17 protein-coding genes are annotated in these 17,269 nt (G+C 63.9%); 11 read left to right on the top strand and 6 right to left on the bottom strand.

What is annotated here, in order from left to right; genetic code table 11:
- Positions 1–70 precede the first annotated feature (70 nt).
- The 4 genes from G4G27_RS08110 (at position 71) to G4G27_RS08095 (ending at position 3,059) form a co-directional block, all read left to right on the top strand.
- The gene (locus G4G27_RS08110) at positions 71–1,555 is read left to right on the top strand and encodes a leucyl aminopeptidase (protein WP_183112856.1); all 1,485 of its coding nucleotides are present in this window, start codon (positions 71–73) and stop codon (positions 1,553–1,555) included.
- A gap of 11 nt (positions 1,556–1,566) precedes the next feature.
- Positions 1,567–2,007 (top strand): DNA polymerase III subunit chi, encoded by a 441-nt coding sequence (locus G4G27_RS08105; protein ID WP_183113690.1) that lies wholly within the window; start codon positions 1,567–1,569, stop codon positions 2,005–2,007.
- A gap of 109 nt (positions 2,008–2,116) precedes the next feature.
- Complete coding sequence (gene ndk, locus G4G27_RS08100; RefSeq protein ID WP_183112855.1) at positions 2,117–2,539, top strand: nucleoside-diphosphate kinase; 423 nt, start codon at positions 2,117–2,119, stop codon at positions 2,537–2,539.
- Between the two features lie 13 nt (positions 2,540–2,552).
- Entirely contained in the window at positions 2,553–3,059 is a 507-nt protein-coding gene (locus G4G27_RS08095; RefSeq protein WP_345940676.1) for a GNAT family N-acetyltransferase, read from the top strand.
- A gap of 1 nt (position 3,060) precedes the next feature.
- Here the strand turns inward: G4G27_RS08095 and G4G27_RS08090 are convergent, their stop codons facing one another.
- Genes G4G27_RS08090 through purM form a run of 4 tightly spaced genes read right to left on the bottom strand, consistent with a single transcriptional unit; the run spans position 3,061 to position 5,806 of the window.
- Positions 3,061–3,756, bottom strand: a complete 696-nt coding sequence (locus G4G27_RS08090) for a hypothetical protein (RefSeq protein ID WP_183112853.1) — start codon at positions 3,754–3,756, stop codon at positions 3,061–3,063.
- A complete protein-coding gene (locus G4G27_RS08085) occupies positions 3,753–4,130 on the bottom strand; it encodes an MmcQ/YjbR family DNA-binding protein (RefSeq protein ID WP_183112852.1) in 378 nt (125 codons plus the stop codon). The genes G4G27_RS08090 and G4G27_RS08085 overlap by 4 nt, the downstream gene beginning before the upstream one ends.
- Positions 4,127–4,693 carry a phosphoribosylglycinamide formyltransferase gene (purN, locus tag G4G27_RS08080; protein WP_183112851.1) on the bottom strand — a complete coding sequence of 189 codons (567 nt, stop codon included), beginning with the start codon at positions 4,691–4,693 and terminating at the stop codon, positions 4,127–4,129. The genes G4G27_RS08085 and purN overlap by 4 nt, the downstream gene beginning before the upstream one ends.
- 6 nt (positions 4,694–4,699) lie before the next feature.
- Entirely contained in the window at positions 4,700–5,806 is a 1,107-nt protein-coding gene (gene purM, locus G4G27_RS08075; protein ID WP_183112850.1) for a phosphoribosylformylglycinamidine cyclo-ligase, read from the bottom strand.
- Between the two features lie 60 nt (positions 5,807–5,866).
- Here purM and G4G27_RS08070 point away from each other — a divergent pair, with 60 nt between their 5' ends.
- Genes G4G27_RS08070 through G4G27_RS08055 form a run of 4 tightly spaced genes read left to right on the top strand, consistent with a single transcriptional unit; the run spans position 5,867 to position 11,519 of the window.
- Positions 5,867–7,126 (top strand): heavy-metal-associated domain-containing protein, encoded by a 1,260-nt coding sequence (locus G4G27_RS08070; protein ID WP_183112849.1) that lies wholly within the window; start codon positions 5,867–5,869, stop codon positions 7,124–7,126.
- On the top strand, positions 7,123–7,758 hold the full coding sequence (locus G4G27_RS08065) for a DnaA/Hda family protein (protein WP_183112848.1): 636 nt from the start codon (positions 7,123–7,125) through the stop codon (positions 7,756–7,758). Before G4G27_RS08070 ends, G4G27_RS08065 begins: the two co-directional genes overlap by 4 nt.
- A 24-nt stretch (positions 7,759–7,782) precedes the next feature.
- A complete protein-coding gene (locus G4G27_RS08060; protein WP_183112847.1) occupies positions 7,783–10,005 on the top strand; it encodes an RNA degradosome polyphosphate kinase in 2,223 nt (740 codons plus the stop codon).
- Positions 10,006–10,013: 8 nt separating this feature from the next.
- A complete protein-coding gene (locus G4G27_RS08055; protein ID WP_183112846.1) occupies positions 10,014–11,519 on the top strand; it encodes a Ppx/GppA family phosphatase in 1,506 nt (501 codons plus the stop codon).
- On the opposite strand, the gene G4G27_RS08050 is transcribed toward G4G27_RS08055, so the two are convergent.
- Together G4G27_RS08050 and rnd are read right to left on the bottom strand one after the other, a co-directional pair.
- A complete protein-coding gene (locus G4G27_RS08050) occupies positions 11,520–11,822 on the bottom strand; it encodes an I78 family peptidase inhibitor (protein ID WP_183112845.1) in 303 nt (100 codons plus the stop codon). It lies immediately after the preceding gene.
- Positions 11,819–12,994, bottom strand: a complete 1,176-nt coding sequence (gene rnd / locus G4G27_RS08045; RefSeq protein WP_183112844.1) for a ribonuclease D — start codon at positions 12,992–12,994, stop codon at positions 11,819–11,821. Before rnd ends, G4G27_RS08050 begins: the two co-directional genes overlap by 4 nt.
- 172 nt (positions 12,995–13,166) lie before the next feature.
- Here rnd and aspS point away from each other — a divergent pair, with 172 nt between their 5' ends.
- From aspS to G4G27_RS08030, 3 genes are all read left to right on the top strand, one after another.
- A complete protein-coding gene (gene aspS / locus G4G27_RS08040; protein ID WP_183112843.1) occupies positions 13,167–14,966 on the top strand; it encodes an aspartate--tRNA ligase in 1,800 nt (599 codons plus the stop codon).
- A gap of 128 nt (positions 14,967–15,094) precedes the next feature.
- Positions 15,095–16,483: an APC family permease gene (locus tag G4G27_RS08035; protein ID WP_244624603.1), complete on the top strand. Its 1,389-nt coding sequence runs from the start codon at positions 15,095–15,097 to the stop codon at positions 16,481–16,483.
- Between the two features lie 14 nt (positions 16,484–16,497).
- Positions 16,498–17,268 (top strand): polyphosphate kinase, encoded by a 771-nt coding sequence (locus tag G4G27_RS08030; RefSeq protein WP_183112842.1) that lies wholly within the window; start codon positions 16,498–16,500, stop codon positions 17,266–17,268.
- Position 17,269 lies beyond the last annotated feature (1 nt).

The following is a 17,269-nucleotide window of genomic DNA, read 5'->3' as shown; positions in this document are numbered from 1 at the left end:
TTTGCCAGCCAGCGTGCACTGGCCTAGAGGATGGCGACTCAATCCCCAGTTCATTTCCCCCGAGGTTTCCATGCAGATTCTTTTCTCCACCACGCCTGCCGATGCCGGCGCGCCGCTCGCGCTGCCGATCGAGAAGGATGGATTGGAACGGGCCAATTTTCCCGGCCTCGACGATGCCGCGCGCAAGGTGGTGCTCGGCGCGGCGCGGAGCAGCCGGTTTGATGGCGAGACCGCCGCGATCGCCGAAATCTTCGTCGGCGCGGGTGAGGGGGTTCGCCGTATCCTGCTGCTCGGCGTCGGCAATGGCGGCGAAGCCGAATATGAGAAGGCCGGCGGCGCATTGACCGCGCGCCTGCTGACTTCCGGCGTCGAGACGGTCACGGTCGATTTCGCCGCTGCGGCGCCGACCGCCAAGGCGGCCGCGCGATTCGCCGCGGCGGCGGCGCAGCGCAGCTGGCGGCACGACATCTACCGCACCAAATTGCCCGAAAAGTCGAAACCGACGCTGACCTCGATCACTTTGCTCAACGCCCCGGAGGGGACCGATGCGGCCTGGTCGCATCAAAAGGCGCTGACCGAAGGGCTTGAGCTGACCCGCACATTGGTCGCCGAGCCGCCCAATGTGATCTATCCCGAAAGCTTCGTGGCCAAGGTACTTGCCGAGGTCCAGGGCCTCGGCCTTGAAGTCACCGTGCTCGACGAGGCGGCGATGCGCGACCTCGGTATGGGCGCGCTGCTTGGGGTCAGCCTGGGTTCGGCGCGCGAGGCGCGGTTGCTCGCGCTGAAATGGAGCGGTGCAGGCGCCAATGATTCTGGGGGCGATCCGGTGCTTGCGCTGGTCGGCAAGGGCGTAACCTTCGACACCGGCGGTATCTCGCTCAAGCCGGGCCCCGGCATGGAAGACATGAAATGGGACATGGGCGGCGCGGGCGCGGTGGTCGGCGCGATGAAATCGCTCGCCGCGCGCAAGGCCAAGGCCAATGTGATCGGCGTCTGCGGCCTGGTCGAGAACATGCCCGATGGCGCCGCGATGCGGCCGGGCGACGTGATCACATCGATGTCGGGCCAGACGATCGAAGTGCTCAACACCGACGCCGAGGGGCGGCTGGTGCTGTGCGACGCGCTCACCTGGGTACAGCGAACGCACAAACCCAAGACGATCGTCGACCTCGCCACGCTGACCGGCGCGATGATCGTCAGCCTGGGCAATGAGTATGGCGGTTGCTTCGCCAATGACGATTCGCTTGCCGATCAGCTGCTTGCGGCGGGCCTGGCGTCAGGCGACCTGCTGTGGCGCTTCCCGCTGTCCGATACCTATAACAAGCTGATCGACAGCCCGATCGCGGACATGAAGAATGTCGGGCCGCGCGGCGCCGGATCGATCACCGCGGCGCAGTTCCTGCAGCGTTATGTCGAAACCGGCGTGCGCTGGGCACATCTCGACATCGCCGGCATGGTGTGGTCCGACAAGGCCGGTCCAACCTTCGACAAGGGCGCGACGGGTTATGGCGTGCGCCTGCTCGACCGCTTCGTCGCGGATAATTTCGAGAGTTGATGCCAGATTCGATGCAAGTCGATTTCTACCATCTGACCGTCACGCCGCTTGACCGTGCCTTGCCGCAGATTGCGGAGAAAATCGTGTCGAGTGGCGGCCGGTTGCTGATCGTCGCGGACAGCGGCGCGCAGCGGGTGGCGCTCGACCGGCTGCTCTGGGCCTATTCGGCCGAGAGTTTCCTGCCGCATGGCGAAGCGGGCGGCGAAGGTGATGCGCGTCAGCCAATCCTGATCGGCGAGGGCACGACCGCCGCCAATGACGCGCGCAACATCGCGCTTGCCGACGGCGTGTGGCGTGAGGAAGCGCTCGGTTTCGACCGCGTCTTCCACTTTTTCGACAGCGATCGGATCATCGAGGCGCGCGCCGCATGGAAAGCCCTGGCAGGCCGCGACGGGATCGAGCCACGCTACTGGAAGCAGAACGAGAATGGCCGCTGGGAACAGGCGGCATAGCTGACCCAGTCTTGCATTGAGGCAGCTTGCATTGAAACGGGCCCCCGCCTAGAGAGCCGCGACTTTCCGCCATTTACGATATCATTCAAGATACAGGAGCTTCACGGTCATGGCCGCGAACCGTACGTTTTCGATCATCAAGCCCGATGCCACCCGCCGCAACATCACCGGCGCCGTCACCAAGATGCTGGAGGAAGCCGGCCTGCGCGTCGTTGCATCCAAGCGTATCCAGATGACCCGCGAGCAAGCCGAGGGCTTTTACGCGGTGCACAAGGAGCGTCCGTTCTTCGGTGAGCTGGTCAGCTTCATGATCTCCGGCCCGGTCGTCGTGCAGGTTCTTGAGGGCGAGAACGCGATGCAGCGTAACCGCGACATCATGGGCGCGACCAACCCCGCCAATGCGGAAGCCGGCACGATCCGCAAGGAACTGGCCGAATCGATCGAGGCGAACACGGTCCATGGTTCGGACAGCGACGAGAATGCGGCGATCGAGATCGCCTATTTCTTCAAGCCCGAAGAGATCGTCGGCTGATATGGAATGGCGCGTGCGACAGGCCGGGGTGGAAGATGCCATCGCCCTGTCGCTCGTCGCCAATGCGGCGTTTCTCGATACCTATGCGCTGGTCCTGACCCGCGACGACCTGATCGCGCATTGCATCAAGAATAACGGGGTCGAGACCTTCGCCGCCTGGGCAAGCGATCCGGCGACGATCGTCACCATCGCCGAAGTCGAGCCGGGCCATGTGCCGCTTGGCTATGCGGTGCTGACCACGCCCGACTTCCCGATCGAGCGGCGGTCCGGAGATGTCGAATTGCGCCGCATCTACACGCTGAAACAGGCGCATGGCTCGGGCATCGGCCCGGCGCTGATGGCGCGCGCGATGGAAGATGCGTGTCGGCTGGGACATGACCGCATGTTGCTCGGTGTGTGGGAACATAATGATCGCGCCCGGGCGTTCTACGAACGCAACGGTTTTACCGTGATCGGCACGCGCCGGTTCCAGGTCGGCGCCGAGATTCACGACGATCCGATCTACGCACGCACACTTTAGTTTATTTGGCCGATTTGGGCTTCTCGCGCGCCCAGATCGCATCGAGCCGCGCCTTTGAACTCGTCCGTTCGCGCAGCAGCAATCCCTCAAGACGCAGCGCGCGACCACGCAGCACACGGCCCTCGGTCTTCCACACCATATCGTAGATCGCCGTATCGCGGCGTTCCTTGTCGGCGTCCCAATAGCTGGCGGTGATCAGGACGGGGATACGGCCTTGCTGAGAATCGGGCCCATTGTCGGTCAGCGTCAGTAACGGGGCGGAAACCCAGCCAGCATCGATCCGCGGTTCGAGTAGGCTGGTCTGCGCCGCGACGCCCAGGGCAGACGGGAAGGTCACATCGATATCCTGGATATCATGCGCCGCGTCGGTCAATTTCAGGCGTTCGCCACCACTTTCAGCGCTGGCTTTCAGCATCACCAGCGTGCGGACCTTGGCTTCGCTGGCTTTTTCGACCTGTTTCTCCTGATCGTCGGCACGCCGGTCCGACCAGGTCATCCACAAGCCAAGTGCGGCGATGATCAGGCCGGCAACGCCGACCAGTTCGGCGAGCGTGACCCAGCGGCGGCGCGTCGCCGCGGCCTCGGCGCGATCGACCGCCTGCTGCGCGGCGGTTTCGACCGAGGGTGCAGGGGGGGCAGGGGGCGGCGCCACGGATTCGGGCGGCAATGGCGGCGTTTCGGGTGTTTCGTCGCTCATCGTCCTCCAGCCTCCAGCAATCGGCGCGGTGCGACCATTTCCCAACTCATCGCGATGCGGTCGGCAACGCGGTCCCAGTCGAGATCCGCTCCGTCGAGCCGCATCGCGATCCAGCCGGAGGGCCCCATATAGGGCGGCGAATAATAAAAATCGGGATCGGCCTCGATCAGCATCTGCTGTTCTTCGATCCCGCTGGTCTTGACGATCGCGATGGTCTCGCCGTCGCTGTGATGATTGTGCCAGAAATAGGCGAAGGCCTTGCCCTTCTCGATGAAAAAGCCGGGCGAGCCATGCGACAATTTCTCATAGGTGGAAGGCAGCGACAGCGCCGCGTCACGGACTTTGGCGAGTGCGGATTCGGGATCGGGACTCATCGTGCGACGAAGTCTGCCAGAATGCGCGGGTAAAGGCGATGCTCCGCGGCCAGAACGCGTTCGGCAAGCGTATCGGGCGTGTCGCCAGGCAGGATTGGGACTTCGGCCTGGCCAAGCACCTCGCCGCCGTCGAGTTCCTCGGTCACGACATGGACCGAGCATCCGGCCACCGCATCGCCCGCGTCAATCGCGCGCGCATGCGTATCGAGGCCCTTATATTTGGGCAGCAGCGAGGGGTGGATGTTGACGATCCGTCCACGCCAGCGCGCGACGAAATCGTCGGAGAGCAGCCGCATATAACCGGCCAGCGCGATGATCTCGACCCCGGCTCCACGCAGCGCGGCGTCGATCGCGGCTTCGTATTCGGGCTTGGGCATGCCTTTTGGCGATTGAGCGAAGGTCGCGATGCCGTGACCTTCGGCCCAGGTCAGGCCGGGCGCTTCGGGCTTGTCCGATGCGACCAAAGCGATTTCATAAGGCGCGCCGGATGCCTTGCCAGCTTCGGCGAGCGCCATCATGTTCGATCCGCGGCCCGAAATCAGGATACCGACCTTCACGGTCATTATAGGTTAGCCAAGATGGGTCGCCGTCCAGTCGGCACGTGCGCCCCAGGTTTCGGTCGAACCAGATACCGTGCAGCCGCGCTCGCCACTTTCGATCGCGCCGATGGCGAAAACCGTCTCACCCGCCGCTCCCAGCGCTGCTTTCACCGTATCGACTTGATCGGCGGCAACGACCACCGCCATGCCGATCCCGCAATTGAAGGTCCGCGCCATTTCCTCGGGTTCGATCGCGCCTTGCGCCTGGAGGAATGCCATCAACCGCGGTTGCGGCCATGCATCGGCGTCGATCCGCGCATGAACGCCCTTGGGCAGGACGCGCGGGACGTTTTCGAGCAGGCCGCCCCCGGTGATATGCGCCAGCCCCTTGATCCGTCCTTCGGCAAGGACCGGAAGCAAGCTCTTCACATAAATCCGCGTCGGCGCCATCAGCGCGTCGATCAGCACTATCTCCTGATCGAACAGGGCAGGGCGATCGAGCTTCCAGCCCTTGTCGGCCGCCAATCTGCGAACCAGCGAAAAGCCGTTGGAATGCACGCCCGACGAGGCAAGCCCGAGAATGACGTCACCGGCAGCGATCTCACGCCCGGTCAGCACGCGATCGCGCTCGACCGCGCCGACGCAGAAGCCGGCAAGGTCATAATCGCCCGGTGCATACATGCCCGGCATCTCGGCGGTCTCGCCGCCGATCAGCGCGCAACCGGCTTGCAGGCAGCCCTGCGCAATCGATGCGACGACGCGCTCCGCGACCGCCGAATCGAGCTTGGCGGTGGCATAATAGTCGAGGAAGAATAAAGGCTCGGCGCCCTGCACGATCAGATCGTTGGCGCACATCGCGACGAGATCGATGCCGACTCCGTCATGGCGATCATGTTCGATCGCGAGTTTCAGCTTGGTGCCGACACCGTCATTCGCGGCAACGAGCAGCGGATCGACGAAACCCGCCGCCTTCAGGTCGAAGAAACCGCCAAATCCGCCGAGATCGGCATCGGCGCCAGCCCGTCGCGTGGCCTTGGCCAACGGCCCGATCGCGCGCACCAGCGCGTTTCCGGCGGCAATCGAGACGCCGGCATCGGCGTACGTATAGGGACTATTCCGTCGTGCATCATCGGTCATAACCGCCGCCTAGCCATATCTCGCTTGGATTTCCACGCTTGCTTCGCCAAAAGGGCGGCAATGTTTGTCCGTCGCTTATCTCGCCCATCCTATCTGGCACTTGGCCTGGCGCTTGTCGCGACCGGCGGTGTCGTGATCGCGCAGGCCAATGCGCCGGAACAACCGATGACCGCGGCCGATGGTTCGGGCAGCTTTGAGGTCAGCGGGGTCGATGTCGATGTGACCGGCAAGACCGCCGACGCGGCGCGCTATGCCGGTTGGAAGGTCGCGCAGCGCAAGGGTTGGGTGATGCTGTCGCAACGGCTGGGCGGCGGCGGCGGGATGGTATCCGATGGGACGCTCGACGCGATGGTGTCCGGAATCGTCATCGAGAACGAACAGATCGGCCCGAATCGCTACGTCGCACGCCTTGGCGTCCTGTTCAGCCGTGCGCGTGCCGGCGGGTTGCTTGGTGTCGCGGGTCAGGCGACGCGCTCGCCGCCGATGCTGGTCGTTCCGCTGCAATGGTCGGGCGGTACCGGCCAGGTGTTCGAACAGAAGACCAAATGGCAGGAAGCCTGGGGCCGCTATCGCACCGGCAACAGCTCGGTCGATTATGTCCGCCCGGCGGGGACCGGACCCGATGCGATGCTGCTCAATGCCGGTCAGATCGGCCGCCCCGGGCGCGGCTGGTGGCGGACCATTCTCGATCAATATGGCGCTTCCGACATCCTCGTGCCGGTGGTGAGACTATATCGCCAATGGCCCGGCGGGCCGGTGGTTGGCGTGTTCGAAGCGCGCCACGGTCCCGACAACCACATGATCGCCAAATTCTCCTTGCGCGTCGGCAGTAGCGATGGGGTCGATGCGCTACTTGATGCCGGGGTCAAACGCCTCGACGAGGCGTATCAGTCGGCACTCAGTTCGGGCATGCTCAACACCGATTCCGGGCTCGTTTATGTGCCGCCGCCGGCCGTGCCGGTCGTGATCGACGATATTCCCGAAGATCCCACCGCAGTGGCGACGACGGCAGCGGGCGGTACGGAGGCGACGGTCATCTCGATCCAGTTCGAGACTCCGGGCGCATCGGCTGTTTCCGCGACCGAAGCGGCGTTGCGCGCCGTACCGGGCGTGCGCTCGGCGCTGACCAGCAGTCTTGCCTTGGGTGGCGTGTCGGTGATGCGGGTTGGGTTCGACGGCGATCCGGCGGCGCTTTCCGCCGCTCTGGCCGCGCGCGGCTGGCAGGTTCAGGGTGATGGCACCACGCTGCGCATCCGCCGCACCGGTCAACCGTCGCAGGGTGCTACGCCTGCGGCCGCGGACAACGCGACCAGCGGATGAGCCAGATCGCGCTGCCGTTCGAATGGCCAGCCGACCCGCGCGACGACGAGTTTTTGGTCAGCGAGTCGAATTCCCGCGCCGTGCAACAGCTCGAACGCTGGGCGTCCTGGCCAGTCATGTCGGTGATACTCACCGGCCCACGCAAATCGGGCCGCAGCCTGCTGGCGCGGATCTTCGCGGCGAAGAGCGGCGGCACGATCATCGACGATGCCGAGCGTCAAAGCGAGACCGCGCTATTCCACGCCTGGAATCGCGCGCAGGAGGCGCGCAGCCCGCTGGTGATCGTCGCGGACGCGGCGCCGCCCGAATGGAGCGTCAAGCTGCCCGATCTGCGCTCACGCCTCGCCGCGAGCCCGATCGCCAAGATCGGGCCGCCCGATGATGTGCTGATGCAGGCATTGTTCGAGCGCATGTTCCTGCGCCGCGGGCTCGACGCACGGCCCGACCTGATTCAATGGCTGCTGATGCGAGTCGAGCGCAGCCATATCGCGCTGCTTCGCGCTGTCGATGCGCTCGATCAGACGGTGATGGAACGCCGGAAACGTCTGTCGATCCCGCTGGCGCGCGCGACTTTGTCCGAAATCGGGCTTATCAGCGAGGGCGCGGCCGAATCGCCCTCCACCGATCCCTGACGCCATTTCCAGACGAGAACCCTGATGACCCGCCCCGCTCATATCGTGCGTATCGACGACGATGACGACCCCTTTGCGGAAGGATTGGGCAGCGATCGCTATTTCAACCGCGAACTCTCCTGGCTGGCGTTCAACCGGCGCGTACTCGAAGAAGCATGCAATGCGGCGCATCCGTTGCTCGAACGGCTGCGCTTCCTGTCGATCTCCGGCTCCAATCTCGACGAGTTCTTCATGGTGCGCGTTGCCGGCCTGAAAGGGCAGCTTGCGCAGGATGTCGATCGCCGATCGGTCGATGGGATGACCGCAGGACAACAGTTGGCGGCCGTGGTCGGCGAGGCCGATGCCCTGGTGCAAAGCCAGCGCGCGGTGTGGCGCGACTTGCGCCATCAGCTCGGCGAAACCGGTATCGAGGTGTTGGGATCGAAGACGATCGATGCCTCTGTCGGCGCCGATGACGTGGCGTGGCTCGAAACGCATTTCCGCGAACAGATCTTCCCGATTCTGACGCCGCAAGCGCTCGATCCCGCGCATCCGTTCCCGTTCATGCCCAACAAGGGCCTGGCAGTGATGTTCGATCTTGTCCGCCAGTCCGACAAGGAGCCGATTCGCGAACTGGTCATGTTGCCGGCGACGATGGCGCGTTTCGTCCGCCTGCCCGGCAAGGATGGGTCCGGCAAAGAGGGGCCTGGCAAAACCGGATCGGGCGAAAAGGCGCGTTATGTCGCGATCGAATCGCTGGTGAAGCGTTTCTCCTCGCTGATCTTTCCTGGATATGAAGTGCAGGGCGCGGCCGAATTCCGCGTGTTGCGCGACAGTGATATCGAGATCGAGGAAGAAGCGGAGGACCTGGTCCGCTACTTCGCCAATGCGATCAAGCGTCGCCGGCGCGGGCGCGTCATCCGGCTCGAACTCGAATCAGGCATGCCGGACAGCCTGTCGACCGCGCTACGCGCAGAACTTGGCGGCGCCGACGCATTCGTTACCGAAGGCGGCACTTTTCTGGGCATCGGCGACCTCGAATCGATCGTCGACGAGGACCGGCCCGACCTGAAATTCACGCCATACAGCCCGCGCTTTCCCGAACGGATCCGCGAATTCGGCGGCGATTGTTTTGCGGCGATCCGGTCCAAGGACATCGTCGTCCATCATCCGTACGAAACCTTCGATGTGGTGCTCGCTTTCCTGAAACAGGCGGCGGCCGACCCCGATGTCGTAGCGATCAAGCAGACGCTGTATCGCGCGGGCAAGCAGCCGGCCGTGATCAACGCGCTGATCGCCGCGGCCGAATCGGGCAAATCGGTCACCGCCGTGGTCGAATTAAAGGCACGTTTCGACGAAGAGCAGAACCTCGTCTGGGCTTCCGCGCTGGAACGCGCGGGTGTACAGGTCGTCTATGGCTTCATGGAGTGGAAGACCCACGCCAAGGTGTCGATGGTGGTGCGGCGCGAGGCCGGGCAATTTCGCACCTACTGCCATTTCGGCACCGGCAATTATCATCCGCAGACTGCAAAGATCTACACCGATCTGAGCTTCTTCACTGCCGATCCGCGCCTCGGCCGCGACGCGGCGCAGATGTTCAATTACGTCACCGGCTATGTCGAACCGCACGATATGGCGCTGATCAGCCTGTCGCCGCGCGACTTGCGGCCCAAGCTGGTCCAACTGATCGACGCCGAGATCGCCAGCGCCAGGGCAAGTAGGCCCGCAGCGATCTGGGCGAAGATGAATTCGCTGGTCGACCCGGCGATCATCGAAAAGCTCTACGAGGCGAGCAATGCCGGCGTGGAGATCGAACTCATCATCCGCGGCATCTGCTGCCTGCGTCCCGGCGTGCCGGACATGTCGGAGAATATCCGAGTCAAATCGGTGATCGGGCGTTTCCTCGAACACAGCCGTATCTGGGCGTTCGGTAACGGCAAGGCGCTGCCCAATGACGGCGCCAAACTGTTCATCTCCTCGGCCGACTGGATGCCGCGCAATTTCGACCGTCGCGTCGAATATATGCTGCCGATCGAAAATGAGACGGTGCACGACCAGATCCTCGATCAGGTGATGGTCGCCAATCTGATCGACACGGAACAAAGCTGGGATCTTCAGGCAGATGGCGAATATGTCCGGGTCGAACCGGGTGACCGGCCGTTCAACCTGCATCGTTATTTCATGACCAACCCGTCGCTATCGGGCCGCGGGGCCGCGTTGGAACTGGGTGAAGCCGTGCCGAAACTTTCGCTGCGTCGTCGGCGTTGAAGCCGGCAATGCCGACCCTGTTGTTCCGCAAGCCGAAGCTCGAGCCGCAAGCGGAACCGCGCACCGGTATCATCGACATCGGATCCAATTCGATCCGCCTGGTAATCTATCAGGGCCCCGAGCGGTTGCCGGCGATCCTGTTCAACGAGAAGGTCATGGCCGGGCTCGGGCGCGGCCTTTCGGAAACCGGTGCGATCGGCAAGGACGGCCTGGCCAAGGCCGGGCTCGCGCTCGCGCGATTCGCGGCAGTCGCGCGCGAGATGGAGGTTTCCCGACTACGCACCGTCGCGACCGCCGCCGTACGCGATGCATCCAATGGCGGCACGCTGATCGACACCGCGCGCAAGCTTGGGCTCGAGGTCGAACTTCTGTCGGGCGAGCAGGAGGCGATGGCGGCAGGGCATGGCGTGCTGTCGGCGATTCCCGATGCCGAGGGCATTGTCGGCGATCTCGGTGGCGGCAGCCTCGAACTGGTTCGCGTATCGCAGGGACAAGTGCGTGATCGTGTGTCGTTCCCGTTCGGTGTGCTGCGAGTCGGCCCGATCCGCACCAAAGGCGGCCAGGGCGCACTCGATCGTCAGGTCGCCAAGGCGATCAAACAGGCCGGCTGGACGGGCAAGGGGCAAGGGTTGCCCCTCTATCTTGTCGGCGGATCATGGCGTGCGCTGGCGCGACTCGACATGCATATCAACGACTATCCGCTGCCGGTGATCCACCAATATGCCATGCCGCCGCTGGCCATCGCGCGCATGAACCGCACGATCAGCCACGTCGCCAAGGGGCGCTTGCGCACCATACCCGGGCTTTCCTCGGCCCGCGCCGCGACATTGGGCGACGGCGCTGCGCTGTTGTCGGCGTTGATCAAGCATCTCGGCAGCGAGACGACGATCGTCTCGGCCTTCGGCCTGCGCGAGGGGTTGCTCTATGGCGATCTCGATCCCGCCATGCGCAGCGAAGACCCGTTGATCGTCGCGACCCGCGACGAAGGGCGCCGTCATGGCCGTTTCGTCGAGCATGGCGATTTGCTCGATGAATGGATTGCACCGCTGTTTGCCGGCGATCCACCCGAAATGGCACGTTTGCGTCATGCCGCTTGCCAACTTGCCGATGTAGGCTGGCGCGCCAACCCGGAATTCCGCGCCGAACGTGGCGTGGAGATCGCGCTGCATGGCAATTGGGTGGCGATCGACGCACGCGGCCGCGCGCTGATGGCGCAGGCCTTGTTCACCAGCCTTGGTGGCGGGACCGATACGCCCGCGCCAATCAGCGAACTCGCGCCCCTGGTGGATCTCAAGCGCGCGACGGCATGGGGGCTGGCGATGCGCCTCGGCCAGCGGCTGAGCGGCGGGCTGGCCGGTCCGCTGCTTCGCTCACACCTTCATATCGGGCCGACGACCTTGTCGTTGCATCTCGAGCCGCGCGATGCCGCGCTTTATGGCGAAGCGGTCGAGCGGCGTCACAAGGCGCTCGCCGTATCGCACGACCGCGAGCCCGTCCTGATCACCTCAGGATGATCAGCCGCAACTGATTCGCTCGGCCCGGCCGTCGGTACTGACCCAGACATTCACACGGTCGGCGCGGAATTCCATCGTCACCCGCATCTCGGGCGTGATCCTTCGCGCAACCGACGCGCCCGACCGGCGCTTGGCCTTGCCGACCAGCGCGGGCGTCGCGCGCTGGCCGATCAGGTTCTGCGCGCGGTCGGCGTTACATGCGCGTGGCGGGCCGGGGAGGGGCGTGGGACGACCCTCCATGCATCCGGCAAGCGCGAACGCGGCGACCATTGCCGGGGCGATCAAAGCTGTGGCGATCTTCATGCGACATCCTCCGTTCGAGTCATTTTGAGCTTCCCGCCGACCACGGCAAAAGCGAGCCGCCCTTCGACCAGGTCGAGCGCATCCCGGCCGAACTGATCGAAACGCCAGCCCTGCAGAATCGGCAGGCCGTCACGCTGCCCCGCCGCCAGCGCTTCGAGATCTTCGCTCCGTGCAAGCAAGCGCGATGCAACATCGATTTCCTTGGAGCGGATCTTGAGTAGCAGCTTGAGCAGATCGGCGACCAGCGCGCCGTCCTTGCCGAGGCCGGGCTTGCGATCGTCACGCGCGGGCATTTCGTCCAATGTCATCGGCACCGCGGCCTCGAGCGCCGCCATCATCCGGCCGCCGATATCATTGCCCGCCCAGGTCGCCGATAACCCACGCACCTTGGCCAGATCGCTCTGCTTGCGCGGTGGATGGCCGGCGATGTCGGCGATCGTCTCGTCCTTGACGATGCGGCCGCGCGGAAGGTCCTTGCTTTGCGCCTCCAGCTCACGCCAGCGGGCGAGCGCCTTCAACCGCCCGAGCACATCGGGTTTGCGGCCGGCGATGCGGATACGCTTCCACGCCTCTTCGGGATCATTGGCATAATTGGCCGGATTGCCGATCCGTTCCATCTCCTGATCGAGCCATTCGCCGCGCCCGGTCTTGCGCAACCGGTCGAGCATCTTGGGAAAAATTTTCGCCAGATGAGTGACATCGCCGATCGCATATTCGATCTGCCGGGCGTCGAGCGGGCGGCGCGACCAGTCGGTGAAGCGCGCGCCCTTATCGACGACGATACCGAGATAGGAATCGACCAGATTGGAATAGCCGATCTGCTCGCCCTGGCCGAGCGCCATCGCCGCGACCTGCGTGTCGAACAGCGGGTGCGGCGTCTTGCCAGTGAGATTATAGACGATTTCCAGGTCCTGGCCGCCGGCGTGGAACACCTTCAGCACATCCTCATTATCGACCAGCAAGTCGAGCAGCGGCTTCATATCCAGCCCGGCCACCATCGGATCGATCGCCGCCGCCTCGTTCACATCGGCGATCTGGATCAGGCAGAGTTCCGGCCAGAAGGTGTTCTCTCGCATGAATTCGGTATCGACACAGACAAAGTCGGCTTGCGACAATCGGCTGCAGAGATTGGCGAGGGTGGCGCTGTCGGTGATCAGGTCATGGATATGCATCTTGACCCCATAGCGACAGGCGAGCGGGTTGACAAAGAGGCGTGTGAAGGGAAAGCGCGGCGCCACCATTTCACCGTCATCCCTGCGCAGGCCGGGACCTTTGTGGGGCGGACGGTTCGTCTCCCCATGAGACCCCGGCCTTTACCGGGATGACGTACAGAGAAGAAGAATCATGCACGCCTATCGCACGCACACTTGCGCACAACTCCGCGCCGCCGATGTCGGGACATCCGTCAAGCTCAGCGGCTGGATCCATCGCAAGCGCGACCACGGCAATCTGCTGTTCGTCGATCTGCGCGACCATTACGGCATCACCCAGATCGTCACCGACAGCGACAGTCCGACTCATGCCGTGCTCGACAAGCTGCGCGCCGAATCCGTCGTGACGATTACCGGCGATGTCGTCGCGCGCTCGCCCGAGACGGTGAATGCGAACCTGCCCTCGGGTGAGATCGAGATTCGTGCGCGCGACGTCGTGGTGCAGTCGGCGGCGCAGGAATTGCCGATGCCGGTGTTCGGCGAGAATGAATATCCCGAGGAAATCCGGCTGCGCTACCGCTTCCTCGATTTGCGGCGCGAGCGGCTTCACGCTAATATCCTGCTACGTTCGAACGTCATTTCGTCGCTACGCAGCCGGATGATCGGGCAGGGCTTTACCGAATTCCAGACCCCGATCCTGACCGCGTCGTCGCCTGAGGGCGCGCGCGACTATCTCGTGCCGAGCCGTGTCCATCCAGGCAAATTCTACGCGCTGCCGCAGGCGCCGCAGATGTTCAAGCAGCTGCTGATGGTCGCCGGTTTCGACAAATATTTCCAGATCGCGCCCTGTTTCCGCGACGAAGACGCGCGCGCCGATCGCTCGCCCGGTGAATTCTACCAGCTCGATTTCGAGATGAGCTATGTCACGCAGAACGATGTGTTCGCGGCGATCGAGCCGGTGCTGCACGGCGTGTTCGAGGAATTCGCCAACTGGCAAGGCAAGGGGCGAACCGTATCGCCATTGCCGTTCAAGCGTATCCCGTATCGCGAATCGATGCTGAAATACGGCAACGACAAGCCCGATCTGCGCAACCCGATCCTGATCACCGACGTATCCGACTTGTTCAAGGGGTCGGGCTTCGGCCGCTTCGCCTCGATGGTCGAGAATGGTGACGTGGTGCGTGCACTGCCGGCACCTGACACGCATGAGAAGAGCCGCAAATTCTTCGACGACATGAACGGCTGGGCGCAGAGCGAGGGTTTCCCCGGCCTGGGCTATGCGACGCAGAAGGACGGTGTGTTTGGCGGCCCGATCGCCAATAACCACGGCCAGGACGGCATGAAGGCGATTGCCGCGGCGCTTGGCCTTGGTCCGAATGACGGCATCTTCTTCGCGGCGGGCAAGGAAGCCCAGGCGGCGAAGCTCGCAGGGCTGGCGCGCACGCGCGTCGCCGATCAGCTCGGTCTGATCGACCAGAACCGCTTCGAGTTCTGCTGGATCGTCGATTTCCCGATGTTCGAATATGACGAGGACGCGAAAAAGGTCGATTTCAGCCACAACCCCTTCTCGATGCCGCAAGGCGAGATGGAAGCGCTGGAGACGATGAACCCGCTCGATATCCTCGCTTATCAGTATGACATCGTGTGCAACGGCATCGAATTATCGTCGGGCGCGGTGCGGAACCACAAGCCGGAGATCATGTACAAGGCGTTCGAAATCGCCGGTTATACTCAGGCCGATGTCGATACGAACTTCGCGGGCATGATCAACGCGTTCAAGTGCGGCGCCCCGCCGCATGGCGGCTCCGCGCCGGGCGTGGACCGGATCGTCATGCTGCTCGCCGACGAGCCGAACATTCGCGAAGTGATCACCTTCCCGATGACGCAAAAGGCCGAGGACCTGATGATGGGCGCCCCCAACTTCGCCACCGCGAAACAGTTGAAGGAACTCAACATCCGCACGATCGACGCGCCGGCGGTCAAGCCGGCGTAACACCAGAACCGACCGTTATCCCCGCGAAAGCCGGGACGACGGGGGTAGATCCCGCGCCGGGGACTTGTCCCGATGCCTATCGTGCCTCATGTGCGCAACCGAGACGATCTCGCGGGGGCGGATAGACGATGCTCAATGACCAGCTAAGTCCGGAACCGCCATCGCGGCTGGTTCGCAGCCTTGGCGTCATGGGCGTGTTGTTCCTCACCCTTTCGGTCGCGACGCCGGCATCTTCGGTCTTCGTGATCATTCCCGGGATGCTGCAGGTAGCTGGCACCGGGGCGATCTGGGCCATGCTGCTTGCCGGCCTGGTCTGTGTCGCCACCGCGTTCGTCTATGCCGAACTGTCCTCCGCCTATCCCGTCGCGGGTGGCGAATATGTCATGGTCGCACACACGCTCGGGCCGCTCTCCGGTTTTGTCATGCTCGGCGTCAATGTGTTCAACAATTTGCTCTTTCCACCGGTCGCCGGGCTCGGTGTCAGTGCTGTACTGGCCACCCTGGTGCCGGGCCTGCCGCAAATCCCCGTCGCGGTTGCGATCGTCGGTGCATCGACGCTGATTGCGTTGCTGCAGATCAGGGTCAACGCCTGGGTCACCGGCCTTTTCCTGCTGGTCGAGGTGCTGGCGCTCGCTGCGGTCGTGTGGCTTGGTTTTTCCGACGCGGTGCGGCCGTTCGGCGACTTCCTGTTGCACCCGGTGATGCCCGATCTCGGCGCGCTGGTGCCGGCATCGCCCGCTTCGATCGGGCTGGCCACCTCGATCGCGATCTTCGCGCTCAACGGCTACGGCGCAGCGGTCTATTTCGGCGAGGAGATGCATGAGCCATCTAAGCTGATCGCACGCGCAATCATGTGGGCGCTTGGCTTCACACTGCTGTTCGAAGTGCTGCCACTCATCGCCGGACTGATGAGCGCGCCGGACCTGCACGCATTTGTCACTGCGGACGATCCGTTCGGTATCCTGGTGACGCTACGCGGTGGCGCGACGCTGTCGGCCTGGGTGTCGATCGGTGTGGTGATCGCCATCATCAATGCGGTGATCGCCTGCATCCTGGCTTGCGCACGATTCTTCTATGGCACTGCCCGAGATGGGAGCTGGGGCCGGCCGATCGATCGCTGGATGACCGCGATCCACCCCAGACTTGGGTCGCCTTGGGTCGGGACGCTGCTGGTCGGCGGGATCGGCATGGCATGCTGCTTCCTGCCGCTGCAATTGCTGCTGGTGCTGAGCGGCACCGGGCTGGTCGCGATCTATGCCGGCATCTGCTTTGCGGCGATCTCGGGCCGCCGCTCGGGCAAGACCGCGCACGCGCATTACCGCATGCCCTGGTATCCGGTCGCGCCGATCGTCACGCTGATCGCGCTCGCTTATGTCATATGGACCAGCTGGCTCGACCTCGAAGAAGGGCGGCCAGGCCTGATCATGACCGGTGTGCAGATTCTCGGCTCCGCGGCTTATTACTGGTTCGTGCTGCGTCGACGCGGCGCTTGGGACGTGCAAATCCCCGCCGATTGAGCTTATGATGCGGGATGAGCATCAACCTATCCGACTATGAATCGGGCAAGAAGTTCGATGGCGACTATTCGGACGCGCTCGCCGCGGTTCAGGAACGGCTCGCCCATATCCAGGTCGCGCATATCGTGCACAAGAAGCGCGCGGTGGTGCTGTTCGAGGGTTGGGACGCGGCGGGCAAGGGCGGCATCATCCAGCGCCTGACCGCACAATGGGACCCGCGCAACTTCGATGTCTGGCCGATCTCGGCGCCGACCGAGGAGGAACTGGCGCACCATTTCCTGTGGCGCTTCTGGAAAAAACTGCCGGGCAACGCCAACATCGCTGTGTTCGACCGCAGCTGGTATGGTCGCGTGCTGGTCGAGCGGGTCGAAGGCTTCGCGACCGAGGCACAGTGGCGCCGTGGTTATGACGAGATCAATGAGTTCGAGGCGCAGCAGGCGGATTCGGGCACGACGATCGTCAAACTGTTCATCCACACCACGCAAAAGGAACAGGACGAGCGGCTCAAGGCGCGGCTCGACCATCCGTGGAAGCGCTGGAAGACCGGCGCCGATGATTATCGCAACCGCGACAAACGCGACGCCTATCTCGATGCCATGGCCGAGATGTTCCGCCGCACCGATACGCGCTGGGGGCCCTGGTCCGCGATCGACGGCAACAATAAAAAGGCCGCGCGAATCGCCGCGCTGACCGCGATCGCCGACCGGCTCCAGGCGAATGTCGATATGACTCCGCCACCGCTCGATTCGGCAGTCGAGAAGCTGGCGCGCAAGGCGCTCAAATAGG

The sequence above is a fragment of the Sphingomonas sp. So64.6b genome (assembly GCF_014171475.1).
Taxonomy (GTDB): domain Bacteria; phylum Pseudomonadota; class Alphaproteobacteria; order Sphingomonadales; family Sphingomonadaceae; genus Sphingomonas; species Sphingomonas alpina_A.
Note: the sequence above shows the minus strand (reverse complement) of the source record. Positions and strands in the feature narration are given on the sequence as shown.